Source organism: Pseudomonas sp. BN606, assembly GCF_029873115.1.
Taxonomy (GTDB): domain Bacteria; phylum Pseudomonadota; class Gammaproteobacteria; order Pseudomonadales; family Pseudomonadaceae; genus Metapseudomonas.
This window is the reverse complement of the sequence record NZ_SSOF01000070.1, coordinates 99,672-124,074: the sequence shown is the minus strand read 5'-3', so window position 1 is coordinate 124,074 and position 24,403 is coordinate 99,672. Positions and strand designations below refer to the sequence as shown.

At 61.5% G+C, this 24,403-nt stretch carries 27 protein-coding genes and 2 pseudogenes; 12 read left to right on the top strand and 17 right to left on the bottom strand.

The genetic code is table 11. From position 1 onward, the window contains the following. The first annotated feature begins 136 nt into the window (after positions 1-136). Positions 137-436 carry a hypothetical protein gene (locus E8E75_RS13115; RefSeq protein ID WP_153920716.1) on the top strand — a complete coding sequence of 100 codons (300 nt, stop codon included), beginning with the start codon at positions 137-139 and terminating at the stop codon, positions 434-436. Positions 437-451: 15 nt separating this feature from the next. Here E8E75_RS13115 and E8E75_RS13110 read toward each other — a convergent pair whose 3' ends face one another. The 4 genes and pseudogenes from E8E75_RS13110 to E8E75_RS13095 all read right to left on the bottom strand — a co-directional run bounded on the left by E8E75_RS13110 (position 452) and on the right by E8E75_RS13095 (position 4,253). Beyond that, positions 452-1,060, bottom strand: coding sequence for a flavin reductase family protein (locus E8E75_RS13110; protein ID WP_120650510.1), 609 nt, complete (start codon positions 1,058-1,060; stop codon positions 452-454). A 99-nt stretch (positions 1,061-1,159) separates the two neighbouring features. Next, positions 1,160-1,900 carry a tetratricopeptide repeat protein gene (locus E8E75_RS13105; RefSeq protein ID WP_120650508.1) on the bottom strand — a complete coding sequence of 247 codons (741 nt, stop codon included), beginning with the start codon at positions 1,898-1,900 and terminating at the stop codon, positions 1,160-1,162. A gap of 556 nt (positions 1,901-2,456) precedes the next feature. After that, positions 2,457-3,573: pseudogene (locus E8E75_RS13100) on the bottom strand (heavy metal sensor histidine kinase); the annotation flags it as partial. After that, complete coding sequence (locus tag E8E75_RS13095) at positions 3,570-4,253, bottom strand: heavy metal response regulator transcription factor (RefSeq protein WP_153920718.1); 684 nt, start codon at positions 4,251-4,253, stop codon at positions 3,570-3,572. The gene E8E75_RS13095 and the pseudogene E8E75_RS13100, both read right to left, overlap by 4 nt. A gap of 269 nt (positions 4,254-4,522) precedes the next feature. Here E8E75_RS13095 and E8E75_RS13090 point away from each other — a divergent pair, with 269 nt between their 5' ends. From E8E75_RS13090 to E8E75_RS13075, 4 genes are all read left to right on the top strand, one after another. Further along, positions 4,523-4,777 carry a DUF2933 domain-containing protein gene (locus E8E75_RS13090; RefSeq protein WP_153920720.1) on the top strand — a complete coding sequence of 85 codons (255 nt, stop codon included), beginning with the start codon at positions 4,523-4,525 and terminating at the stop codon, positions 4,775-4,777. 3 nt (positions 4,778-4,780) lie between these two features. Next, positions 4,781-7,150 carry a heavy metal translocating P-type ATPase gene (locus E8E75_RS13085; RefSeq protein WP_153920722.1) on the top strand — a complete coding sequence of 790 codons (2,370 nt, stop codon included), beginning with the start codon at positions 4,781-4,783 and terminating at the stop codon, positions 7,148-7,150. A 38-nt stretch (positions 7,151-7,188) separates the two neighbouring features. Beyond that, entirely contained in the window at positions 7,189-7,959 is a 771-nt protein-coding gene (gene dsbG / locus E8E75_RS13080; RefSeq protein ID WP_153920724.1) for a thiol:disulfide interchange protein DsbG, read from the top strand. Positions 7,960-8,049: 90 nt separating this feature from the next. Continuing rightward, a complete protein-coding gene (locus E8E75_RS13075; RefSeq protein WP_153920726.1) occupies positions 8,050-8,250 on the top strand; it encodes a heavy-metal-associated domain-containing protein in 201 nt (66 codons plus the stop codon). 40 nt (positions 8,251-8,290) lie between these two features. Here E8E75_RS13075 and E8E75_RS13070 read toward each other — a convergent pair whose 3' ends face one another. Genes E8E75_RS13070 through E8E75_RS13060 form a run of 3 tightly spaced genes read right to left on the bottom strand, consistent with a single transcriptional unit; the run spans position 8,291 to position 10,246 of the window. Continuing rightward, a complete protein-coding gene (locus E8E75_RS13070) occupies positions 8,291-9,109 on the bottom strand; it encodes a DNA-binding domain-containing protein (RefSeq protein WP_153920728.1) in 819 nt (272 codons plus the stop codon). Further along, entirely contained in the window at positions 9,100-9,939 is an 840-nt protein-coding gene (locus E8E75_RS13065; RefSeq protein WP_120650496.1) for a DUF692 domain-containing protein, read from the bottom strand. The genes E8E75_RS13070 and E8E75_RS13065 overlap by 10 nt, the downstream gene beginning before the upstream one ends. A 46-nt stretch (positions 9,940-9,985) precedes the next feature. Continuing rightward, positions 9,986-10,246, bottom strand: coding sequence for a DUF2282 domain-containing protein (locus E8E75_RS13060; protein ID WP_153920729.1), 261 nt, complete (start codon positions 10,244-10,246; stop codon positions 9,986-9,988). A gap of 292 nt (positions 10,247-10,538) precedes the next feature. Here E8E75_RS13060 and E8E75_RS13055 point away from each other — a divergent pair, with 292 nt between their 5' ends. The 6 genes from E8E75_RS13055 (at position 10,539) to E8E75_RS13030 (ending at position 15,380) form a co-directional block, all read left to right on the top strand. After that, on the top strand, positions 10,539-10,739 hold the full coding sequence (locus E8E75_RS13055; RefSeq protein WP_120650492.1) for a co-regulatory protein PtrA N-terminal domain-containing protein: 201 nt from the start codon (positions 10,539-10,541) through the stop codon (positions 10,737-10,739). Between the two features lie 198 nt (positions 10,740-10,937). Continuing rightward, complete coding sequence (locus E8E75_RS13050; protein ID WP_280359110.1) at positions 10,938-12,866, top strand: copper resistance system multicopper oxidase; 1,929 nt, start codon at positions 10,938-10,940, stop codon at positions 12,864-12,866. Between the two features lie 10 nt (positions 12,867-12,876). Then, positions 12,877-13,095 carry a hypothetical protein gene (locus E8E75_RS13045; protein ID WP_120650489.1) on the top strand — a complete coding sequence of 73 codons (219 nt, stop codon included), beginning with the start codon at positions 12,877-12,879 and terminating at the stop codon, positions 13,093-13,095. Further along, positions 13,085-14,134, top strand: coding sequence for a copper resistance protein B (locus E8E75_RS13040; RefSeq protein ID WP_280359108.1), 1,050 nt, complete (start codon positions 13,085-13,087; stop codon positions 14,132-14,134). The genes E8E75_RS13045 and E8E75_RS13040 overlap by 11 nt, the downstream gene beginning before the upstream one ends. 9 nt (positions 14,135-14,143) lie before the next feature. Next, positions 14,144-14,932, top strand: coding sequence for a cytochrome c (locus E8E75_RS13035; protein ID WP_153920735.1), 789 nt, complete (start codon positions 14,144-14,146; stop codon positions 14,930-14,932). Continuing rightward, a complete protein-coding gene (locus E8E75_RS13030) occupies positions 14,922-15,380 on the top strand; it encodes a DUF411 domain-containing protein (protein WP_256660939.1) in 459 nt (152 codons plus the stop codon). The genes E8E75_RS13035 and E8E75_RS13030 overlap by 11 nt, the downstream gene beginning before the upstream one ends. Positions 15,381-15,511: 131 nt before the next feature. Here the strand turns inward: E8E75_RS13030 and E8E75_RS13025 are convergent, their stop codons facing one another. The 10 genes and pseudogenes from E8E75_RS13025 to E8E75_RS12985 all read right to left on the bottom strand — a co-directional run bounded on the left by E8E75_RS13025 (position 15,512) and on the right by E8E75_RS12985 (position 23,256). After that, the gene (locus tag E8E75_RS13025; protein WP_153920737.1) at positions 15,512-16,171 is read right to left on the bottom strand and encodes an isoprenylcysteine carboxylmethyltransferase family protein; all 660 of its coding nucleotides are present in this window, start codon (positions 16,169-16,171) and stop codon (positions 15,512-15,514) included. Next, positions 16,168-16,443, bottom strand: a complete 276-nt coding sequence (locus E8E75_RS13020) for a DUF2933 domain-containing protein (protein WP_153920739.1) — start codon at positions 16,441-16,443, stop codon at positions 16,168-16,170. Before E8E75_RS13020 ends, E8E75_RS13025 begins: the two co-directional genes overlap by 4 nt. Before the next feature lie 25 nt (positions 16,444-16,468). After that, positions 16,469-16,930, bottom strand: a complete 462-nt coding sequence (locus E8E75_RS13015) for a hypothetical protein (RefSeq protein ID WP_120650477.1) — start codon at positions 16,928-16,930, stop codon at positions 16,469-16,471. A 146-nt stretch (positions 16,931-17,076) separates the two neighbouring features. Continuing rightward, positions 17,077-18,099: a beta-propeller fold lactonase family protein gene (locus tag E8E75_RS13010; RefSeq protein ID WP_153920741.1), complete on the bottom strand. Its 1,023-nt coding sequence runs from the start codon at positions 18,097-18,099 to the stop codon at positions 17,077-17,079. Between the two features lie 238 nt (positions 18,100-18,337). Next, positions 18,338-18,718: a cytochrome c biogenesis protein CcdA gene (locus E8E75_RS13005; RefSeq protein WP_280359106.1), complete on the bottom strand. Its 381-nt coding sequence runs from the start codon at positions 18,716-18,718 to the stop codon at positions 18,338-18,340. Beyond that, a complete protein-coding gene (locus E8E75_RS13000; protein ID WP_256673151.1) occupies positions 18,666-19,175 on the bottom strand; it encodes a cytochrome c biogenesis protein CcdA in 510 nt (169 codons plus the stop codon). The genes E8E75_RS13005 and E8E75_RS13000 overlap by 53 nt, the downstream gene beginning before the upstream one ends. Positions 19,176-19,214: 39 nt before the next feature. Continuing rightward, positions 19,215-19,544, bottom strand: coding sequence for a TlpA disulfide reductase family protein (locus tag E8E75_RS12995; protein ID WP_153920743.1), 330 nt, complete (start codon positions 19,542-19,544; stop codon positions 19,215-19,217). Between the two features lie 381 nt (positions 19,545-19,925). Further along, positions 19,926-21,305, bottom strand: coding sequence for a hypothetical protein (locus tag E8E75_RS12990; RefSeq protein WP_153920744.1), 1,380 nt, complete (start codon positions 21,303-21,305; stop codon positions 19,926-19,928). 265 nt (positions 21,306-21,570) lie between these two features. Continuing rightward, a pseudogene (locus tag E8E75_RS29380) lies at positions 21,571-21,687 on the bottom strand (site-specific integrase); the annotation flags it as partial. Positions 21,688-22,371: 684 nt separating this feature from the next. Next, the gene (locus E8E75_RS12985; protein WP_280359104.1) at positions 22,372-23,256 is read right to left on the bottom strand and encodes a LysR family transcriptional regulator; all 885 of its coding nucleotides are present in this window, start codon (positions 23,254-23,256) and stop codon (positions 22,372-22,374) included. Between the two features lie 139 nt (positions 23,257-23,395). On the opposite strand from E8E75_RS12985, the gene E8E75_RS12980 reads away from it, so the two are divergent. Further along, on the top strand, positions 23,396-24,376 hold the full coding sequence (locus tag E8E75_RS12980; RefSeq protein WP_280359143.1) for an NAD(P)H-quinone oxidoreductase: 981 nt from the start codon (positions 23,396-23,398) through the stop codon (positions 24,374-24,376). The last annotated feature ends 27 nt before the right edge of the window (positions 24,377-24,403 follow it).

The following is a 24,403-nucleotide window of genomic DNA, read 5'->3' as shown; positions in this document are numbered from 1 at the left end:
GATCACTTACGGCGGCGCTGCGGAACATCGATTCGCAGCGCCGTGTTCATTCATGGAGGGCAAACCACGCTGACCTGATGCCGATCGAACAATGGAGCCGATCAGCCGCCAGCCTGTTCGTCGAGCATACGCAATCATGTCCCGGAACAAGGCCCTCTTCGGCCTCGCACTACTGGTTTCCAGCATCGCGCTCACTGCCACAAGCCAGGCCGGCCAGGCCAGCGGAGAACTCGGAATCAGCCTCACCATCGCCAATTCCTGCCAGGTCAGCAGCAGCTTTGACCCGGCGAGCGGGCGTTATCAGGTCCGTCCCCAGAACTGCGGCGTCGATAGCCGCTACCGGCTGACCAGCGAACCTGTCGCGACCGACCGCGCGAACGTCGACCAGCAGGATGACGCCGATCAGGGGCGCACGCTGGTCACGCTCTACTGGTAGCGATGAATGTGCGGTTCAGGTCGGCCGCACCATGTTGAAGGTGTCGCGGGTGCGGGTATAGGCACTGCCCCCCAGACGCCCCACCAGATCCAGACGCTGCGGATCCACCCGGCCAGCGTCGGTCAGCACCGCGTCATCGATATGTGCCAACAGCACCTCGGCGAAAACCAGGTGGCAGTTGGGATTGCCACGCGGATAGGGCTGGATATCGGCCACCCGGCACTCGAAGGCAACCGGCGCACCGAGCACTCGCGGCGCCCGCACCCGCACGGCAGGCTCGATGGCGATGCCGCACGTTTCGAACTCGCTCACACCGTGGGGCAGCATGGCCGCACTGGCATTCATCGCTTCCGCCTGCTCGAAGGAAACCAGCTGGATCACCAGCTCGCCGGTGTCCTGCACGTTGCGCAGGGTGTCCTTGAGCTGCCCGTCGCCGCGCGTATTGATGTTCACCAGCACAGTCGCCGGATCATCGCTGATGACCTGGAAGAAACTGAACGGCGCCAGGTTGCTCACGCCATCCTTCGACAGTGTGGAAACCCACGCGATGGGACGCGGTGTGATGGTGGACGCCAGCCAGCGGTAGGCGTCCAGCGGTGCCAGCTGGGTGAAATCGAGCTGCATGAAAGAGACTCCAGCAGGGATAAAACGCCGATTATGCCCTGCCGTCGGGAGCTGCGACATAGACGCCTTGAACGCTGGCGACGGTCTCAAGTTCCGGACTCAACCACGCACCAGATAAGCCCCTCGGGGAATCCTTCCCTGCAACTTCTTGCATTTGCCGGGAGCCGGTTGTTGGCCCGCAGGGCGGCCCGGGAACCAGATCCGGCATTGACCAGGCGGCGGCATGTGTCCGCGGGGAATACGCATCTCGTCCTCGTCACCGTACGATGCGGCCTGGAGGCCACCGTCGCCGCGACTTTGCCAGTCGCCCACCTGCGAATCGGCCAAGAACTCGTCCTCCGCTGGAACCGCCATTCCTCCTGCGGCGATACCAGCCGCTTGCTGGGCCGACACCTCCTGGTCGAGGCCCACGCGAACCTCGGCCTCTTCATCCCGCTCCACTTCCACATCGGATCCAGTCGACACACCCGGCCCCATGGCTCTCTGGGCCGACTCGATCAACTGGAAATTGCGCTCACGCAGCTCGGAATCATTGCGACCACGCGCATTGGAGCGCATAGCCAGTGCGACAGCCTGCGCGTACTGCCCCTGCTGGAAGCGCACCTGCCCCAGGTAGTGCAAGGTCGTGGGATTGTTCGGCTCGATGCGCAAGGCGCGTTCCAAGGTGTCATCAGCCTGCTCCAGCTCACCGAACTCCAATTGCAGCGACGCCGCTTCCAACAGGGCGGCCGACGCACCATTGCTCGGCTGAGCTAGCCGACGTTCTGCCGAATAGGCCGGAAGCGCCGATGCCGCAAAAAGGGAGAGCATCAGGATCGACAAGAAGGGCTTGGCTTGCATCGAGGGTTTTCTCACCTGGGCTCATGGGCGGAAAGTTACGGCGAAATCCGACCTGGCCAGTGCCCTGAAGTTCCCTCTTTACAACACCGTCGAGCCCCGCGGACGGCCGAAGGCACGCCTTTCCTGATAAACTTGCCGACCATCACGCAAGATCCGACTCTGCGCCGCTCAGCCAAACATCCTTTTCCTGCATTCCCGCCCCCGAAGTCCCGCCCACTCGATGGGTACAAAGGCTCCAGAAGCATCGGGGATACCAGGTAGACGCAGCAAATCAGAAGCTCCCAAATGACCGTCCTTCAAACCGCCTAACCAGTAACCACGCGCCCTGCCCTGTCCCGCCGCTTCTCCGTGGCGCCGATGATGGGCTGCAGCGACTGAGCACTGCAGGCCTGATGAACAGCGGCCTAGAACGTTTCACCGCCCTCCCGTAGCACTGTTTTAAACATTTCCCACCATTTTTCTGCGCTGATTGATCCACTCACCCGGACAGTACGGAGGAGTTAGAGTTTGCGTAGTGCCTCCTCAATATGGTCTGTCCCGGGCTGAGTGGACAGACCATGGTGTTGCCCTGGGAGGTATAGCGCAGGGCATTGGAGATCAAGTTCGAGATGGCACGATCCAGCATCAGGACATCGCCGAGTACACTGCCTTCCCCTGAGGCTTTGAGCGACAGACCACGGTCCTCCGCCACCAGTTGGTAGTAGTCGAAAAGCTTCTCGACAATCTTCTCTAACTGGACGGGCTCATGCTGGGGAACGATCAGTCCCTTGTCTGCCTTGGCCAGGAATAGCATGTCATCGATGATGCGCGACATCCGTTTGAGGTCGTCGAGGTTCGAGTACAAGGTTTCCTCATACGCCCCGATATCGCGCCTCCTCGAAAGCACGACTTCCGTCTGAGTCATCAGGTTGCTGACCGGCGTTCGCAGCTCGTGCGCAATGTCAGCGGAGAAGTTGGACAGCCGCACGAAAGCCTCATCGAGCCGGGCCAGCATTGCGTTGAACGACGCCATCAACTGCTGCAACTCCATAGGCACCGGCTCCATGGGAATGCGCTCCTTGAGGGACTTGGCCGACATCGAAGCCGCCATTAGCGTCACCTGCCACAACGGACGCAGACCACTGCGAGCGACCACCCAGCTGAGGGCGGCACTGACCAGGGCGCTGATGACCAGCCCGATGGTGAACCAGCGTTGCAGGGTTTCGAAGAACGCCATGTGATGGGTGACGTCCAGCACCAACAACAACGTCAATGGGGCCGCCAGGCCAGGGATGTTGATCTCTGCCGTCAGGCCACGGTACATGTCTGCTTGATCCTGCCACTCCCACATGGTGGGGGCTAATCTGACGCGAAGTCCCTGGGGCACATTCAACATGTGCCGGCTCAGCAAACAAGACCCGGCCTTCGCTGTCCAGAATGATCGCCGCCAGGTCCCGGTGCGCGCCCAGCAGCGCATTCAACTGCGGCTTCAGTCCGGCCATGTTCGTGACACTGGGCAGTCCCTGGAGAATGCTTTGTGTTGACTCAAGCTTCTCCACCAGGACTTGGTAATCGAGCGACTTGAAGTGGCGTTGGCTCAGATGGTTGAAACTAAGACCGGCTACGGTCAACACGGCAGTGACAGCGAGCATGAACATCAGGCTCATCCGCGCCGTCAGGGAGAGGTGTTTCATTCTGGCTCCGGTCCATCAAGCATGTAGCCCATGCCGCGTGCGGTATGGATCAGCTTGATCGCAAAGTCATCATCGATTTTGGCTCTCAGACGGCGGACGGCCACCTCAATCACATTGGTATCACTGTCGAAGTTCATATCCCAGACCTGGGAGGCGATCAGCGATTTGGGCAGTACCTCGCCGCGCCGGCGCATCAACAGTTCGAGCAGCGAGAACTCCTTAGCCGTGAGTTCGATACGCTTCCCACCACGAACCGCCCGACGCTTCAGGAAGTCCACTTCCAGGTCGGCAATCCTGAGGATGGCCTGGGTGGGCGCGGTGGCACCGCGCCGCAGCAGGGTTCGCACCCGTGCCAGAAGCTCGGCGAAAGCGAAGGGTTTGATCAGATAGTCATCCGCGCCCAACTCAAGCCCCTTCACCCGGTCCTCGACCCCATCCCGAGCGGTCAGGAACAGTACTGGCATGTCTTTCCCGGCGGCGCGAACCAGCCGCAACACCTCCCAACCGTCCAGCCCCGGCATCATCACGTCGAGGATCAACAGGTCATAGGACTCGCTGAGGGCATGCTGCAGGGCATCGGTGCCCGCCATCACCCGGTCCACGTTGAACCCGGCCTCGCTCAGCCCCTGTTGCAGATACGTGCCAGTTTTCGGTTCGTCTTCAGCGACCAGAAGTTTCATCCGCGGTCTTTCCACAATGTCAGGTGCCCAGAGTTTGCAGGCAAACAGCTCCCCCAAGCAGAAGCTTACAAAAATGTAATTCTGGGCTCAGGCACCTGTCAGGGAGCGCTCTCTAGGGTGTAAGGATGAGCGATGAACATCTGCTCGCTCGGCTTCGATGAACGTGCAGTGAGCAGCATTGATTGGCGTCAACAGGTGAACACGGGGGGCGTCTAGGCTGAGCTAAGCGGCAGCGGACGACATTTCCACTTCAGCTTGGGAGTTGAATCATGACCGAACTCCATCGCCATGGTACCGAACCGGCAACGCCTTTCTGGCGGACTAAGGGCGGAATCGCACTAATCATGCTGGTCGTGATTGGCCTGTTTTATGTGGCTCGTGAGCACTACGGCCACCTGTCGCAGGCACTGCCTTACTTGATCCTGTTGCTCTGCCCGCTGATGCATCTCTTCGGGCGCAACCATGGCGGGCATTCTCACCAGGGCCGCGAAGACTCGACCAAGCCGGACAACAGAGGGAACTAGTCCATGCACACCGCATCGTTCCAGCACGACCATGACCACTCACCCCCCCGTGGGCAACCGGATGGAAGTCAGCACGATCCGGTGTGCGGTATGACGGTGCCACCGGACAGCCGCTACTCCGAGCTATACGAGGGACAGACATACCGTTTCTGCAGCGAAAAGTGCCTGACGAAATTCCGCGCAGCGCCTGTACGCTACCTTAGCCCCCCGCAGGACCAAGAACACTCAGGCCATCACCACTCGGCCGCCCCGCAGCCAAGCGACGCGGCGGACGCCGAATACACCTGTCCGATGCATCCCCAAATCCGTCAGCGTGGGCCGGGTAGCTGTCCCATCTGTGGCATGGCCTTAGAGCCGGTAATACCGGAGCTTGAGGAGGACGAGAACCCGGAACTCAAGGATTTCTCCCGCCGCTTCTGGTGGACATTGCCTCTGACGGTCATCGTGACTGTGTTGGCGATGACTGCCCACCAACTGCAATTGCTGCATGGCGCCACACAAAACTGGGTGGAGTTGATTCTGGCCACACCCGTGACCCTATGGGCTGGCTGGCCGTTCTTCGTGCGTGGGGTCGCATCGATTCGTAACCGCAGCCCGAACATGTGGACGCTGATCGGTTTAGGTACGGCTGCGGCCTACCTCTACAGCGTTGCTGCCACAGTGTTCCCGCAAGTATTCCCGCCGACCTTCATGCAGGATGGCCGCATCGGCGTCTATTTCGAGGCGGCGGCAGTCATCATTTCGCTGACCTTGCTCGGGCAAATGCTCGAACTCAAGGCGCGCTCACAAACCTCCGCCGCCATCAAGTCGCTCCTGGGCCTTGCCCCCAAGACCGCCCGCCGCATGGGGGCCGATGGTCAGGAGGAAGATATTCCGCTCACCCACGTGCACACGGGCGACCACCTGCGCGTTCGCCCCGGTGAGAAGGTGCCGGTCGACGGGATAGTCCTGGAGGGCGAAAGTGCCGTCGATGAATCCATGCTGACGGGCGAGCCCGTGCCGGTGATGAAGAAAGCCGGTGATGCACTCATCGGTGCCACGCTGAATACCCACGGCAGCTTGGTGATGGCGGCGCAGAAGGTCGGCGCCGAGACGGTGCTCTCGCAAATCGTGCAGATGGTCGCGCGAGCACAGCGCTCGAAAGCCCCGATGCAGCGGATGGCGGACACAGTGGCTGGCTATTTCGTGACGGGAGTGATCCTGGTCGCCCTGCTCACGTTCTTCGGCTGGGGGCTGTTCGGACCGGAGCCCGGCTGGGTCTTCGGCCTGATCAATGCGGTAGCGGTCTTGATCATTGCCTGCCCTTGCGCACTCGGCCTGGCCACCCCCATGTCGATCATGGTCGCCACCGGCAAGGCTGCCGGCAGTGGCGTGCTCTTCCGGGACGCCAGCGCGATCGAGAACCTCTGCAAGATCGACACGTTGATCGTCGACAAGACAGGCACCCTCACCGAAGGCCGGCCGGTATTTCATAGCGTGGTCGGTACCGAGCAGTTCACGCCGTCCGAAGTCCTTCACCTCGCCGCCAGCCTGGATCAGGGCAGCGAACACCCGCTGGCCCATGCAATCGTCGATCACGCACGGGCGGCGGGACACGGCTTGTCCAAGCCCGAGGCGTTTGAGTCGGGCTCAGGGATCGGTGTACGTGGCCAGGTGGACGGAAAATGGCTGCAGCTCGGCAACACGACCTTGATGGAAGAGGCTGGCCTCGACATCAGTCTGCTGCGAGACCGGGCTGAGCTGCTGCGCCTGGAGGGCATGAGCATCATGTACCTGGCCGTCGACGGCGTGCTCGCCGGTCTGCTGGCGGTGTCCGATCCGGTCAAACCCACCTCCAAGGAAGCGGTAACCCGGCTGCAGGCGGAAGATGTGAAGGTCATCATGGCCACCGGCGACGGCCTGACTACGGCACGTGCGGTCGCGAAACAACTCGGCATCGAAGAAGTCCACGGTGAAGTGAAACCTCAGGACAAGGAGCAACTGGTGGCCCGTCTGCAGGGCGATAAGCACCGGGTTGCCATGGCAGGAGATGGGATCAACGATGCCCCGGCGCTGGCCCGGGCGGATGTCGGGATCGCCATGGGAACCGGCACCGACGTCGCCATGAACAGCGCCCAGGTGACCCTGGTCAAGGGCGACCTGATGGGTATCCTGCGGGCCCGGACACTATCCGTAGCCACGGTGAAGAACATGCGCCAGAACCTGGGCTTCGCCTTCCTCTACAACGCCATGGGCATACCGCTGGCAGCCGGCCTGTTCTACCCCCTGACCGGCCATCTGTTGTCGCCGATGATTGCAGCGTTGGCCATGAGCGTGAGTTCGGCTTCCGTGGTCTTCAATGCACTGCGCCTGAAACGCGTGACCACGGACTGAAATGGGCACCGTCGCAACCAACGTGAGGAGGCCCCGCCATGATGCGTTTCAACTCCTTATCCATATGGCTGACTGTCTGGGGGCTGTTGGCCTTACCGGGAATGTCCTCCGCCGAGGAACTGCCCATCCCGATCAAGGCCTTGGAGGCGCGTGGTGTAACCATCGTGGGCCAGTTCGCAGCGCCCGGAGGACTGAAGGGATATGCCGCCCGCTACAACGGCCAGGGTATGGCGCTCTATCTCACCGAGGATGGCCAACATGTCCTCGTCGGCACCCTGTTCGATGCCCGGGGAGAAGATCTGACTCGCGCCCCGATGGACAAGCTGGTGTATGAGCCAATGGCCAAGGAGATGTGGGCGCGCATGGAGAAAAGCACCTGGATCTCCGATGGCCGAGACGATGCCCCACGCGTCGTCTATCTCTTCGATGACCCCAACTGCCCCTACTGCAACCTGTTCTGGCAGCAGGCTCGGCCTTGGGTCGACTCTGGCAAGGTGCAGTTACGCCATATCATGGTCGGCATGCTCAGTGCGGACAGCGCAGGCAAAGCTGCGGCTCTGCTAATCGCCCATCAGCCAGAAGCGGCACTCCATAAGCATGAAGTGGCGGGCAAATCGAGCACGCTCAAGCCGTTGCCCGAGATTCCCGCCGACATCCAGGAGCAGCTCGACGCCAATCTGGCCTTGATGGGCGAACTCGGTACAGCGGCGACGCCCGCCATCTTCTACCGGGATGGCGAGGGACACCTGAAGATGCAGCAGGGCCTGCCACCGCCCGAGGGACTGGGGGATATTTTCGGGCGAAGATAAATTACTTGGTCGGGCCTTGACCTTTCCATCGTGTCAAGGTTGAAGCTGTAAATGCGGCGAGAGAAGCCGCTCCAGCATGAGAGGCCCGCTATGTTCGTTTTGGAAGTATCCGGTATGGGATGTGGCAGTTGTGTCAGCAAGATCACCAAGGCCATCCAGGCTGCTGATGGAGACGCGAAGGTGATTGTTGATCGCGCTGCCGGTACGGTGAGTGTCGACAGCAGCATCGAAGCCGAACGCGTCGGCGAACTGGTTCAGGCGCTCGGTTACTCAACCAGAATCAGCCGCTAAGTCTCGCTGCCACTCAGATTGCCAGCTGCCGCGCCATGGTTCATGGCGCGGACTCTTCAGATACAGCCTGTTGTTGACTGACCCGCACGACGATTCCATCCACTACCCACTGTTTTAGCCAACTGGCTGCCTGGGCGGGAGCTGCGTCGCCTTTGCTTTCCAGTAATGAAAGGCAGAGGTCCGCGAAGGTCAGTTGCTCCCGTACCATGAGTTGCAGTGCCGCAGCCTCCAGCGGATCGAGTGTCCGGTACTGGCAAATCAGTGCGTCGCGCCAGACCAGACAGGTTATGGGATGTTCAAGCGGCAAGCTTGGGGGAACGGAGGTGTCAGCTTTGGCGGCCTTCCAGATGTCGATGGCATTGAAGTTGAAAGTGAGCCAGCGCACGCTCGGGTGGAGCTGAACGCTTAGGCCGGTCCAGTCTTGCGGACCGAACGAGGCAATATCCTGGAGCGACAGGGACACTTCGTCGGCTGCATCGAAGGCCAGCGTGAACGCCCATTCCAACTCCGACAGTTCCCGTAACTGGGAGGCCTGAGGCTCGTCGAGGAATTTGCTGATGAACTCGGGAAGTTTCTCTCCCAGCCAGCGCAGGCTGAAATGCCGTGGCGGCCACGCCGCAAGGTAGGCCTGGGCCAACTGTTCGAAAGCTTCGATGCCGAGCCAGTAGTGGGTGGCCGGAAAGTCTTCGCGCAGCACGGACAGCAGCCGGGCCCGGTAAGCATGGTGATAGACCTGCAGGCCATCCTCGGCCGAGAGCGACTCGCTTCCCCTTAAGTGCTGCAGCAGCTCAGCGGGCGCGGTGCAGTCACTCCCCTGCAGGTAACGTTCGAAGGCCTGTTGCAAAGCAATCAGGCGCATGCTGCCGCCTCCAACTGGCGGGCCATGAGCGCCCGGGCTTTCGCCAGCTCGGCCAACAGTTCAGGTAACGGGGGGAAGAGGTCGTCGCGTTCGACCAGCGTCGCCCGTGACCCCAAGTGCTGGATCGTGCGCGCGTAGAGATCCCACACCGGATCGGCAATCGGCTGGTCGTGGGTGTCGATCAGGTAATGGCCATAGTCGCTGTGGCCAGCCAGATGGATCTGGCGGATGCGTTCCTGAGGCAGTTCCTGGATGAACTGCCAGGCATCAAAGCCCTGATTACGCGCGCTAACGTAGACATTGTTGACGTCCAGGAGCAACTCACAACCAGTCAGCTCGCTTAGCTCACGGAGGAAAGTCGCTTCGCTCATGGTCGATTCGGCCCACTGCACGTAGGCGGAAACATTCTCCAACACCAGCGGCCGTTCAATGACGTCTTGTACCAGACGAACCCGGGCGGCCACGTGCTCCAGGCTTTCCTGGGTAAACGGTAGCGGCAGCAGATCGTGCAGGTGGTGCGCACTGCCACGACTCCAGCACAAATGATCGGAAATCCACTGAGGCTGGACCCGCTCGGCGAGCTGTTTCAACTGGAGAAGGTAGTTGTGGTCAAGGGCGTGTGGCCCACCGATCGACAGCGATACGCCGTGCATAACCAACGGGTAGCGCTCCTTGATGGCGTCCAGGAAGTAGAGAGCCTTACCACCCTCGACCAAGTAGTTTTCCGAGATGATCTCGAACCAGTCGATGTCAGGGGCTTGCTCCAGTATCTGGTGGTAATACTCACTGCGGAGCCCCAAGCCAAATCCGAGAGTGCTGTGCTCGTTCATGCGGGGCTCCCAAGGGGGAGTGACGAGCACTCCCCACGGCAAGACATCACTCGCTGGCCCGGCCACCAGCCTCATCGCATTTAGCCTTGGGCATCAACTTGAAGCCCTGGCCTTTGCAGGCGCCTTGCCCCTGGCAGGAGTTCTTGGCGGTCATGCAATCGTTCTGGCCTTTGCAGGCGTTGACGCCAAAACACTTCACGTCAGCGGTTTTGGCATCTTGAGCGGCTTGAGCAGGCAGGGCCGCGAACAGGCTGGCCGCAGCAAGGGCCAGTGCAGCGCCAGTAGCGGCAGTGGTTTTGGTCGACATAAGGCTTTCTCTCATGGTGGTGGTCGGAGTCCTGCCGGGTATTCGTTGCTGTCAGGCACGCGGCAACCGCTGAGCCTGGCACGTCGGTCCGCAGTGGCGACGGCCAGTCTTGCCCGGCATGTCGGGGACACTACCGACCGAGGCGAAGGCTCCACAAGGACGAAATGCCAACCTTACAAAACTGTAATGTTCAACTCAGGTTTCTGACAGCACGGGGTGGCTAGTGTGGCATCGAGTCTGACACTCAGCCCGCACATGCCGGGCTACCACGTCCCTAGTCGAGGAATCCCTTATGAAATCGATGAAAGCCCTGATCGTTGTTGCCGCTCTGACTGCCTCGTCCTTCGCCATGGCCGCCGGCGGTGGCGATCGGACCATGGCCCGTGCCGACAAACTCGCCCAGGCGTCGATGGATGCCTACCGCCAGGAGCAGCAGAAGGCCGAGCCCTCGGTCGCTGAAAAGGAAAAATCCGCCGAACATGCCAACTGCTGAGTCTGGTGCGTTGGCCAACCTTACAGAAATGTAATCATCTGAATGGTTGGAATATGGCAGCTTTTATGCTCGCGGCCGCGCGCCTAATGGATAGCGACCGCGAGCAAGCCTACTGGGGTGGAGGAATCACCCGGTGCGGCAGCCTCTCCGCGTTGGTCGTTCAGCGCTGGCTCCATTGACTCATTGGACATACACGGCATGCATTGCAAAACCTCAAGGCGAACCTTCGTCAAGGGCCTGGCCGCTGGCGGCATCCTGGGCGGACTGGGCCTTTGGCGCACCCCTGTTTGGGCGGTGACCAGTCCAGGTCAGCCCACCGCGCTGAGCGGTACCGAATTCGACCTGTTCATTGGGGAAACCCCGGTGAACATTACAGGTTCCGCGCGGAAGGCCATGGCGATCAATGGCACCATTCCGGGGCCAATTCTACGTTGGCGTGAAGGCGACACCGTGACCCTGCGGGTGCGCAATCGCCTGGCCGAAGATACCTCCATCCACTGGCACGGCATGATCCTGCCCGCCAACATGGACGGCGTGCCGGGCTTCAGCTTTGCCGGCATTGCGCCGGACGGCATGTACGAATACCGCTTCCAGGTGAAGCAGCACGGCACTTACTGGTACCACAGCCACTCCGGCCTGCAGGAGCAGGTGGGCGTGTACGGCCCCATCGTGATCGACCCGAAGGAACCGGAGCCTTTCGAGTACCAGCGCGACTACGTGGTGATGCTGAGCGACTGGACCGACGAAGACCCGGCCCGCGTGATGGCCAAGCTGAAGAAGCAGTCGGACTACTACAACCAGCACAAGCGCACCGTCGGGGACTTCATCAACGACGTCGGCGAGCAGGGCTGGTCCGCCGCCATGGCCGACCGGAAGATGTGGGCGGAAATGAAGATGAGCCCCACCGACCTCGCAGACGTCAGCGGCGCCACCTACACCTACCTGCTCAACGGCCAGGCGCCGGACGGCAACTGGACCGGGCTGTTCCAGCCGGGCGAGAAGATCCGCCTGCGCTTCATCAACGGCTCGGCGATGACCTACTTCGACGTACGCATTCCCGGCCTGAAACTGACCGTTATCGCGGCCGACGGCCAGCCGGTCGAACCGGTGAGCGTGGATGAATTCCGCATCGCCGTCGCCGAAACCTACGACGTGCTTGTGGAGCCCGCGGGCGACGAGGCCTACACGATTTTTGCCCAGTCCATGGACCGCTCCGGTTACGCCCGCGGCACCCTAGCCCTGCGCGAAGGCCTGAGCGCGCCGGTCCCTGAGCCTGACCCGCGCCCACTGATCAGCATGGCCGACATGGGCATGGATCACGGCTCCATGGGGCATGGCGACATGGCCGGCATGGACCACTCGCAGATGGCGGGTATGGACCATTCCAAGATGGCCGGCTTGGACCACTCGCAGGTGGCGGGCATGGACCATTCCAAGATGACCGGCATGGACCACTCGCAGATGGCGGGCATGGACCATTCCAAGATGGCCGGCATGGACCACTCGCAGATGGCGGGCATGGACCATTCCAAGATGGCCGGCATGGACCACTCGCAGATGGCGGGTATGGACCACTCCAAGATGGCCGGCATGGGCGGCCAGATGCAGACCCACCCGACATCGGAAACCGACAACCCTCTGGTGGACATGCAGACCATGACCCCGGCGCCCAAGCTGGCGGACCCCGGCATCGGCCTGCGTGACAACGGCCGCCGGGTACTGACCTACGCCGACCTGCGCAGCACCTTCCCCGACCCGGACGGCCGCGAGCCGAGCCGCACCATCGAACTGCACCTCACGGGACACATGGAGCGCTTCTCTTGGTCCTTCGACGGTATCCCCTTCGCCGATGCCGAGCCGCTGCTGCTCAAGTACGGCGAGCGCCTGCGCATCACCCTGGTCAACGACACCATGATGACCCACCCCATCCATCTCCACGGCATGTGGAGCGACCTGGAGGACGAAGCCGGCAACTTCATGGTGCGCAAGCACACCATCGACATGCCACCCGGCACCCGCCGCAGCTACCGCGTCACGGCTGACGCCCTGGGCCGCTGGGCCTATCACTGCCACCTGCTCTTCCACATGGACATGGGCATGTTCCGTGAAGTCCGTGTCACCGAATAAGGAGAGACCGATGAGCAAATTTGCGCAGCCCCTCACCGCCGCCGCCCTGGCCTCCGCCCTACTGGCACCCGCCGCCTGGGCCGGCCAGAACGCCCATGACGAGCACCAGAAGACGCAGGCCACCTCTGGTCAGCCGACGAACCATGGCCAGATGCAGAACATGGACCACGGCGCCATGCACCGGGACAAAGACGCCAAGCCCAAGACGGATCGTAACGATGACCAGTAGCCTCAAACGCCCTGCCTTGATCGCCCTGGCCGTGGCCCTTGCCGCAGCCGGTAACGCAAAGGCTGCGGAAACCATGGATCATGGCGCCATGGACCATAGCCAGATGGACCGCGGTTCCATGGATCAACGCCAGATGAACCATGGCCAGATGGACCACGGTTCCATGGATCACAGCCAGATGAACCATGGCCAGATGGACCACGGTTCCATGGATCACAGCCAGATGAACCATGGCCAGATGGACCACGGTTCCATGGATCACAGCCAGATGAACCATGGCCAGATGGGGCAAAGCGGAAAAAACCAGGCCCAGCCGTCCGACTACGGCAGCCGCACGCCCATCCCGGTGCCGACCGAGGCCGATCGCGCCGCCGCCTTCCCGCAGCTGCCGCCCCACCACATGCACACTGGCAGCATCAACAGCCTATTCCTGATGGATAAGCTGGAGTACCAGGACGCCGACGACGCCAGCGTGCTGAGTTGGGATGCCTCGGGCTGGATAGGCCGCGACATCAACCGTTTCTGGTTCCGCTCGGAAGGCGAACGCGCCAACGGCAAGACCGAGGAAGCCGAAATCCAGGCGCTCTACGGTCGAGCTGTCAGCCCCTGGTGGGAGCTGGTGGCCGGTGTGCGCCAGGACTTCAAGCCGGGCTCGCCGCAGACCTGGGCGGCCTTCGGCGTGCAGGGCATGCCCTTGTACGGCCTGGAGACCGAGGCCACGGCCTTCCTCGGCGAGAACGGCCAGAGCGCCCTGAGGCTGGAAGGCGACTACGACATCCTGCTGACCAACCGGCTGATCCTGCAGCCCACGGCGGAAGTCAACTTCTACGGCCGCAACGACCACGAGCGCGGCATCGGATCGGGGTTGGGCAACACCGAGGTGGGCCTGCGCCTGCGCTACGAGATCGTCCGCGAGATCGCGCCCTACATAGGCGTGACATGGAACCGCAACTACGGCAACACCGCCGACTTCGCCCGCGAGGAAGGTGAGGACAACGACGAGGCACGCTTTGTTGCCGGTATCCGGATGTGGTTTTGAGAACCTGACATGAAAAGAACAATTAAAACTTTAGCCATTGCGAGCACCGTTGCTGCAGCCGGGATCATGGGAGTTGCTTATGTGGGCGTCGTTAACGTAGGCGCTGACGACCCGCACTGGGCACCGGTGCACGCATTTCTGACGATGGCCCGGGAGCGCTCGATTGCTGTGCGTGCACGGGATCTCGAAGTGCCGAACCTGAAGGATGAAGCGCTGATTCGCGCCGGTGCCGGCAACTACAACTCCATGTGCATCGGCTGTCACCTCGCTCCCGGCGTGGCTCAGACCGAGCTAAGCCAGAGTCTCTATCCAGCGCCACCGAATCTGACCAAGGTTGGTGTGGATGGCAATCCGGCCAACGCCTTCTGGATCATCAAGCACGGTATCAAGGCCACCGGCATGCCGGCCTGGGGCAAGAGCATGGGTGACCAGTACATCTGGGGCATGGTTGCCTTCCTGCAGCAGCTGCCATCGCTGGACGCTGAGCAGTATCGCGCCTTGGTCGCCAGTAGCGGTGGTCACCAGCACGGCGGCGGCGAATCCAAGATGCATAACCACGAAGGCCAGCACGGTGACAATGTTTCCAGTGGCAGCCATCACGACAGCACGGGTGAAGATCACCATGCTGGCCAGGCAGGCGATGATCACCATGGCGCCGGACAGGGCGGTGAAGATCACCATGCCGGCGAGGAAGGCAAGGCCTCCCATCACGAGGCCGAGCAGGCTCAGGATGACACCGCACCGGCTCCGAAAAAACACATTCACGCCGATGGCAAAGAGCATGTGCATGAAAGCTAAGTCTCATCGAGCATTGCGACTTGTCGCGCTCGCCTCGCTGTTCCTGGTTTCCGCTGCCCAGGCAGCAGAAGCGCTGACGGTTGATGTCCACCGCAGCGCTAGTTGCGGTTGCTGCAAGAAATGGGTCGAACATTTGGAAGCCAATGGCTTCAAGGTCATCGATCATGTCGAGGCGGATATGACCTCGGTCAAGCAGCGCCTGGGTGTCGCCCCTCGCTTGGCGTCCTGCCATACCGCTGTGATTGACGGCAAATTCATCGAAGGTCATGTCCCGGCCGCTCAAATAGTTGAACTCAGCAAGCGCTCCGATCTGCGGGGGATTGCTGTGCCTGGTATGCCGGCCGGTTCGCCCGGAATGGAGGTAGGTGGGAAACAAGATGCCTATCAGGTCATAGGCCTGACTCAAGCCGGTACCGACCAAGTCATTGCCGAATATCCCGGTAACTGACCCCTCGGTTCGATCCACGCACCCGGCCGGCCATCAGGTTGGCCGGGGTTCCTTTCTCCAGATTGCGTGCGGTCTCAAGGCTGCAACCGGCCTTAACGGTTGAAGCGCAGCGCACCTGTCATGTCGTGATTTCAGCCTCTCTGACCCGCACCGAACCTTTCGCGCAGGCGCGGAATGAACCTGGGCGTAGTACGGGAATAGGCGTCATAAGCCGCGCCGAACTCCTTGCGCATGTCCCGCTCTTCGGAAACCGCCAAGCGCCCGTACATCACCAGCAACACTGGGAACATCGCCAGCGTCAGGAGTGTCGGCCACTGAAGCAGAAAGCCCAGGAGAATCAGCACAAAGGCCACGTACTGCGGATGCCTGATCCAGGCATAGGGCCCTGCCGTTGCCAGAGAATGCCGGCGTTGCGCGTGATACAACACGCTCCACGCGGCTGAAAGCAGATAGAAGCCAAAGCCCAGGAACAGGTAACTGGCAATGTGCAATGCACTGAAATGTGGGTTGCCCTGGCCACCGAGCAACGTCGACCACAGATGACCCGCGTCGTGGGAAAGCAGATCGAGGTTGGGGAATCTGGATTGCAACCAGCCTGACAGCAGATAGATCGTCAGTGGGAAGCCATACATTTCCACAAACAAGGCAACGATGAACGCTGAGAATGCGCCGAAGCTCCTCCAGTCTCTGGCGGTCGCTGGTTTGAAGAAACTGAATGCAAACATGATGAAGATCGCTGAGTTGATAAAAACCAGCGACCAGAGGCCATACGCGGTTTCACCATGGTTCATGATGGATCTCCCGGTTTGCGGGTATCGGTCTTTCTGAAGGGGGCTGGCTTGCCCTGGCCCTGGTGATGGCCCCCCCGGTGCCCTCGATGCATGAAGACATGCATCAGCGGGCAGGCGAGCAACAACAGATACGGCAGGGCCCCGACGACATGGGCAAAGTGCTCGGTTAGCAGGAAGTAGACGGCGACCCCGCCGATCACCACCAGGCCGATTGCGTACCGTGAACGCCAGAAGCTGGGTGGTGAGCCGTGTTCATCGAAATGAGGGTTCATAGCGACTCCTCGGAATGGTGATGAACTATTTCGACGGTGCAGGGGGCATGCGGTCCATCATCATCTGCATCATCGACTCCATCATGTCCATGCGCTTTTCCATCATCTCCTGACGGGCGGCCATGTCCCCGCCCATGCCCTTGCCGCCTTGCATTCCCCCCATCCCCGGCATTCCACCATCCATGGACTTCATCATGGCCATGCCACCCTTCATCAGTTTCATATGCTCGGCCATCAGCGCCTGACGCTCTTCTGGCGTTTTTGCTGCAGCCATCTTTTCATGCATGGCTTGCATGGCCTTCATGTGCTGGTCCATCGCCGCCATCTGTTCCTTGTCCATTTGCTGAGCAGGCATCTTCTCGGTGGTCGCTGCTCCTGGAGCATCGGCCGGGTGATGTGCCGAGTGTTCATCGGTGTCTTGCGCCATGGCTCCCACAGACGCTGCCGCCAGAAAGAATCCGATCAGTACATTACGAACGTTGGACATCATCATCTCCTTAACAATGCTCAAAGCCTGATGGCTTGGTCTTGGCGCCAGGCCTCGCCTGGCGACGCATTCAATTGTCCACGCCGGCGTGAATGCTCATTCCCCGTCTCGTGCTCAGGTCCCATTACCCGCTGCGCATCGATGGGCTATTGGGCACTCGACGGCTTGTAGCTGATTCCGTTTGGCCCGGCGCCGACCTTGTGTGTGCCAACGACCTTGCGGCTGTTCGTATCGATGACGGATACGGTGCCTGCATCAATATTGCTGACAAACACATAAGCGCCATCGGTGCTGATGGCCACACCATGGGCGCCCTTGCCGGTGGTCACGGTGCCGATGCTGCTGCGCGTTTGGGGATCGACGATGGAGACTCGATCGTCCGGATTCTGACCACTGCCCTGATTCGCCACATAGATCTGGCGGCCGTCAACGGTGGCCACCATCTGGATCGGCGTGCGACCTACATCGACCTTGCCGATCACCTTGCGTCCGGCTGTATCGATTAGGCCAAGCTGGTTCGCGGCATTAAGCGACACGAACGCGAGGCGGCCATCGGGGGAAAAACCGACCTGGACCGGGCCTTTACCGACTGGAATTTGCGCAGTCTCCTTGCGCGTTGCCACGTCGATCAGCGATACGCTGTCGCTCTTCATGTTAGCCACGTAGAGCGTTCGGCCATCCGGGCTCAAACGCAGTCCATGGGGATAGCGCCCAGTCGGAATGCCGGGCTGCTCGATTCGCTGTTTGAGGTCGAAGACCCGTACCTGGTTGGCGGCAGAATCGGTCACAAAAGCCCGCTGGCCAGTTGAGTCGGTAACCACATGAGCTGGATGCTCGCCTGCCGGCAGGCTGAACTGGGGTCTATCCAGTGCGGTGGTACTAAATACCAGCAATTGCCCACCGGCGTTTTCACCACTCGAATGCCCGGCATGTCCGGACATCCCAACCACGAGAAGCAAACTGCCGTCGGGTGATACCTGTACGTTGTGCGGTGCAATTGGCAAGGCAACCGTTTTCACCTCGCCTGTTGCAAGATCCACCTGACTGATGGAGGTAGCCCGTTCGTTGGCCGTGTAGACGCTTCCAGTCGGGTTTGCCATGGCCAGCCCCAGATTGGCAACCAGGGATATACCCAACGCAAGAGAGGTAAACCGCTTAGCGTTCATCATGGTGAATCAGCTCCAGCGAGGGGCGGCGTACGTGAGCCAGACTGGCCTATGCCTCTTCTCAAGCTAAGCGCCAATCGCGAAGTAGTTTCTTGATCACCGTCAATGCTCACTAGCTGACTCGGTATTGAGTGATCGAAGGCGGTCTACTTCTTGGGGAGTAATGCTCGCTAGCCGATCCTGCCGAGGATGGGGAACACCTCCAGCAACCACCAGGCGAAGTCGGTCAATTGCCCGATGATCATGGCGCCCCCATGAGGATCAGGATGACGCCGGCGCCGATGTGGATGGCCCCACTCCAACGCCGCAGGCGTTTGAGGTGGGCCAGAAACAGATTGGTGAACCAGGCCGTCAGCAGGAATGGAAGTCCCAGGCCGAGCGAGTAGATCGACAGCAGTTCAACACCACTGGTGCCGGTTCGGTCGGTGGAGGCGCTCAGCGCCAGGATGCTGCCCAGGATCGGACCAAAATGCAGGGTGTCCAGCCAAAGGCGGACGCCATGCCCAAGACGTAGGCCGCTAGCGGACCGCCACGGGACTGCAGTTGATGGACGAAGCGCACGTCTCTGTTTAGCCAGCGGGGGGGTGATCAGGCCGGCAATGAACAGGCCGAAAGCGATCACGATGACGCCGCCAAATCAGGTTGGTCTCCTGTCGATAGGCGATCAGCAGCCGGCTCATGGCGGTGGTGCCGGTGCCCAGCGCAATGAAGATGGTGGAAAAGCCCAGCACGAAGCACAGGCTCATGCCGATCACCACCAACCGTTCCCGGCGGGTTTCCAGGACCTGCAGTTTGTACACCGAGCGGCCGACAATGAAGCACATGTAATCGGATACCAAGGGCAGTACGCAGGGCGATAGGAACGAGATCATGCCCGCAGCAAGCGCGCTCAGAATGCCAATATCGCTAAGGCTCATCACGGACGCTCGGGGTGGAGGCCGGTACGCCCGGACATACTCAATGACCTCCGAGCTGTCCCGCTCGGCCTTACCTGCTTTGCGGCCGATTTCCCGCACCTCGCGGTCCAGCATCAGAGTGACCGGCAAACCGAAGGCGCCGAGGATTTGAATGGATTGCATCCGCTCATCGACGAAGATCTCGAGGTGCTGAATACCGATCTACCGATAGAAGTCCCGTATGGCCGGTACGCCGTCGTGCTCGAGCGAGAGCGCTACGACTTGAGAATCGTTGCCCCCGAGATTCGCCTGTAGGCAATCCAGGGTCGGCATTTCCTGATGGAAGGGTGCGCACCAAGTGGCCTGGAGGTTGAGCAGGAGCACCTTCCCTCGGAAATCGGCCAGGCTGCGAGGCTTCCCCTCGCCATCAACGACGCGGACGTCCTCTGCCCCCGGGGCTCGGACCAGATGAGCATGCCGGCTTGTGTGCGTGGTTCGGATGACTGTTGGGCCAAGGTAACGGGTTGTCCGGCTGACATCAGGAGCAGGCACTGCAGCAACCTAAGGGACCAGCGACACCCCCTACGGTCAAAATACCCCCTGCCCCAGGGACTGGTGCTTTGAATTGGGCAGGCCATCTCACACCTTTAGCGGTAATCGCTGTGAACCAGCTAACTGGTCACCGCCGTTGTCCGGCGCCGTCTAGAGGGCCCTCAGGAGGCCACCGTGGGCATCTCATCAGAACGGCTCGGCTCCGCCGGCCCTGAAGGGTGGCTGTGGGCGTGGCCGGCTCCGGCCCCGTCAGCATCGACAAGTCGACCACGCGCATCGAATTGGCCATCATGGCGGTGCCGGGCGTCTCGTTGGCATTGGGCCGAGCGATTTACCGGGAGGCGCTACATCCGCCCTCACCGTTCTGGCGACGCTGACCGGTTACGGCAGCGTGAGCGATATGAGTGCCGACTCGAAGTTTCCGCTGTAGGTCGTGCTGCCGGCCGGTACGGACGCCCCGTGTGGCGGAATCGAAACTGTGCCTGCCGGATCCACGAGCGCTCCCGTAGGGGTCGCGACGGTGAATTTCGGCGCGGACAATTTCAGCGATGCGTCCAGCAGCGAATACGGCGGGCCCTGGCTCGTCGTCGCCGCAAGCCGCACCGTGTTGTCGGCCGCAGCCGCAACCCCGCCGCCGCTCTCGAAGCCGGTGCCACCCCAGGTTGCCGCGGCCGTCACCTTCTTGCCCGTCGATTCCAGACGCGCGACGAATGCATCCTGGAAGCCAACGCCCAACACTGTCGTCGTGCCGGCGAGAAGAATCGAGCCGTCGGGCGCCACCGCGATGCCTTCACCGGTGTCGCCGCCCTTGGTGCAGCATTCCTTGCCGAACAACAAGCTACCATCGGACCCGATCTTCAGGACCAGCGCGTTGATGCCGATGATGCCGCCGCCCTTCGCCGCCTGGATGGCGCCAGCCGTGTAAATGGACCCATCCGCGGCGGCGGCCATTCCACCGCGCGCATCCACGACCTCGCCTGCTCCGTACGTCCGCGCCCAGACCAGGGCGCCCGCTGACGTCAGCTTCAGCACCATCACATCGAACTGGGAGAGATCGTTTCCCCGCAGTTTCGAACTGGCCGCGTAGATGCTGCCGTCTGGCGAGACAGTCATCGCCTCGAAGCCGGCGGCATTGTCCCAGAGCCGTTGCCAGACAAGAGTGCCCGTCGGATCGAACTTCAGGACGAACACCCCGGCGGAACTCGGGCCGAAGCTGGTTGTCCGGCCCGCGACGTAGACGGAGCCGTCGCTGTGCGTCGCCACCGCGCCGGCGCTATCGGATTGGTTACCGCCCCAGGCCCGCACCCAGAGCAGGTTGCCGTTCGGATCGAATTTCATTAGCACGGCGTCTCCGCCACCGTCTGCGGTGATGCCGGCCACGTAAACTGATCCGTCGACAGCGACCGCCACAGACGCATCCGTCACCCCGACGATGGTCGGGCCGTTCCAGATCCGCTGCCAGATAACTGCTCCATTCGAGAGCTTGACGATGAACATTCGCGTCGCGGGCTGGCCGAACTGGTCGAAGGCAAAGCTATCCGTCGAGCCGACGAGGTACGCGCTGCCATCGGCGGCCGTGGCGACAGCGGTTGCGACTTCGGCTCCAGTCCCCCCCCATGTCGTCTCGGTGAGCAAGACCTGCCCGTGCGCCGGCCTTTCTGCAAGTGCCAGCAGGACCAAAACCAAGCTTGCAAACAGCACCTTCCCGACCGCGATTCCATTCCGTCGTACTGGCGAGGGACGAACGCAGGTATGCGTCATGGCGTTTCTCCTGTTAGGAGCGAAAATGACCTGGACGGCGCTGATGGGATATAGCTGAACCGCTCGAAGCGTGTGGTCGGCCACCAGCTGCACGCCACGACAGCGCAGTACGAGCAGCACGAAGGTTTCCAGGTTGCCAACCTTCAAGTGTAAGACAGCGTGCAGAACATTCCAGAAATTCGGGGTAAACAGCGTCCAATAGTTTCCACCCCTGGGTGGGCAACCATCCGGCCTTTTGGCCGGAGAATCCGGGGTGTTATCGATGCTTGCGGTCGAAGGTTTGGCTTTCCTGATAAACTACCGCCCCTTCGCGCTTGATCCTGATCTACGCCGTGTAACCAATACCGCCGCTTTTCCGCGGCCTCGCCGTGATAGTCCCCATGCCTCTCTCTCGGTGCTACATGACTCTCCCGCAGTCCTACAATGTAGCGCCGACATCTGAGTAAAGGCCGGAAATGGGCCTTCACGGCTGGAAACGAGACATATGACCAGCCTTTCTAAACCGGCCTCTGCGCTAGCATCCACGCGCCCTGCCCTGTCCCGCCGCTTCTCCGTGGCGCCGATGATGGATCGGAAATAATCATCTATCCAGACCAATAATGGTGCACCTTCCAGCGAAACCCTCTGCACCATGTACCAAATCTGTACCAGCGTACGGATCAGTCCCACCGGGATTGGACAGACCGAGAGCTTCCGGACACAAAAAAGCGCCCCGCAAATGGGCGCCCTGACAGTTGCCGAGCACTGACTGAGGGATTCGAACCCTGGAGGCCAACCCCCGATGCCGCACCAGGCCGCTCTAGATCAGCACCCGGGTATTGCTGGTCGGTCCCAAGCGGCTCTCGCCGGCGCCGCTTTTGCCCCAGCTTTGCCCCATAACCAAACGACCTAAAGCAGCCATCAACTGATGCCGGCGGATAGTCGAGCCTGGTGCCAGGTATAAACCAGGGAATATCTGAGCCGCCTTCACTAGGCAAGGTAATCCAGGCCATTTGAGTGCGGCGCGCATGTCCAGCGCCAAGGCCATTCCGCCGTCGGGAGAGAGCCGCTTCGTGAGTTTGTTGACTCACGAATCACACGATGCCACTCCCTCAAAAGCCATCAAAACTGCCTCTATCACGACGCGGATCTTGGCGGTATGGCGCAGGTCGCCGTGAGTGACCATCCAGACCTCGTAAGGGTGACTGCGCGCACGAGTGGGCCAGACGCGGACCAAGCCATCCCGTTCGCCTATGTACAGGGGAAGCTCGCCCATGCCCAGACCGGCAGCTATGGCGTTTCGGACCATAACGCTGGAATTCACTGCGGTAACGATCCGGCCGGATGCAGCCGACTCGTCCACCAGGGTCACGCCGCGGCCTTCGGCCAAGTGGGGTTCGTACATCACCAGGTCGTGCCCCAGGAACCCGGTGCCGGGCTCGGGGGTGCCATGGACATCGAGGTACCCCGCCGAGGCGAACAGCCCCATAGGCCAACTGGCCAGGCGCCGTACCACAAGGTCCGGGTTGTCCGGCTTGCGCGTGCGGATGGCGATATCGGCTTCGCGGCGAGCGAGGTTGAGCACGTCCGATGAACTGTTGAGATTGACCCTCACATCCGGATAGCGGGCGTGCACGCGCGCCATGGCCGGAATCACGAAATCGACGGCCAGGGAGTCGGTGGTGGTTACCCGCACTTCGCCGGAGAGCGCCTTGTCGCGCCCTTGTGCCCGGCGTACCAGCTCAAAAGCCGCGGTTTCCATACGCTCGGCCGCTTCCAGGACGGTTTCCCCTACCCCTGTCAGTTGGAATCCGCTGGAGGTGCGCAGGAACAGGGTCGAGCCAAGCGCCTGCTCCATGGCGGCGATCCGCCGGCTAACCGTCGCCTGGTCCACGTTCAGTTCCCGGGCGGCGCCACGCAGCGTCTGCTGCCGGGTCATCGCCAGGAACACTCTTGCATCGTTCCAGTTCATTTCGCCTTCCTCCTGCTGCATTCCTGCAAACAGGGCTTGTGAAAACACTGCGCGACGGTGCCATCCCGCGCTCCTACGATGCTCGGCATCTCCCGTCATCGAGGTTCATGACATGCACAATCCCCCTCTCCCCCAGCATATGACCGCCATCGAGATCAGCCAGCCGGGCGGGCCGGAAGTGCTGCTGCCGACCCTCCGCCCCACGCCCGCACCACGGGGTCGGGAGGTCCTGATCCGGGTCCGGGCCGCCGGCGTCAACGGCCCTGACGTACTCCAGCGCAAGGGCCTGTACGACCCGCCGCCCGGTGCCTCGGATATCCCTGGCCTGGAGGTCGCTGGTGAAGTCGTGGCGCTGGGCGAAGGCGTGACCCGACTGCGTATCGGCGAGCAGGTGATGGCGCTGATTCCCGGCGGCGGCTACGCCGAATATGCGGTGGCCGACGAACGCAACGCACTGCCATTGCCGAAGGGCTTGGAACTCACCGAGGCGGCCGCCCTGCTGGAAACCTTCATGACGGTCTGGACCAACCTGTTCCAACGCGGGCAGTTCAAGGCAGGCGATAGTGTGCTGATCCACGGAGGCGCCTCCGGTATCGGCACCACCGCGACCATGCTGGCCCGTGCATTCGGCGCCTCCACTGTGATCACCACCATCCGCAACGAAGAGCAGCGTCAGGCCAGCCTGGCCCTGGGTGCCGACGTCGCAATCAACTATCAGACAGCGGATTTCGTTGAGGCGGCGCTGGCCGCCACGGCTGGCAAAGGCGTGGACGTGGTGGTCGACATCATCGGCGGTGACTACGTGAGCCGGAACTATCAAGTCGCCGCCATGAACGGACGCATCATACAGATTGGCCTGCTGAAGGGGCCGGCCCAGAACGTCGACCTCTTCCCCATGTTGACCAAGCGCCTCACTCACCTCGGCTCTACCTTGCGTTCACGCAGTCACGAGGAGAAGGGCGCAATCATGGCGGAGCTGCAGGCTCACGTCTGGCCGCTGATCGAGTCGGGTCGGGTCAAACCTCGGGTCAGCGCCACTTTCAGCCTGCAGCAAGCCAGCGATGCTCATCGTCTGCTCGATACCGGCGGCCACATCGGTAAGGTCGTGCTGACGACCTGATCCCATCGGGAGGTGCGATGCCCAGCG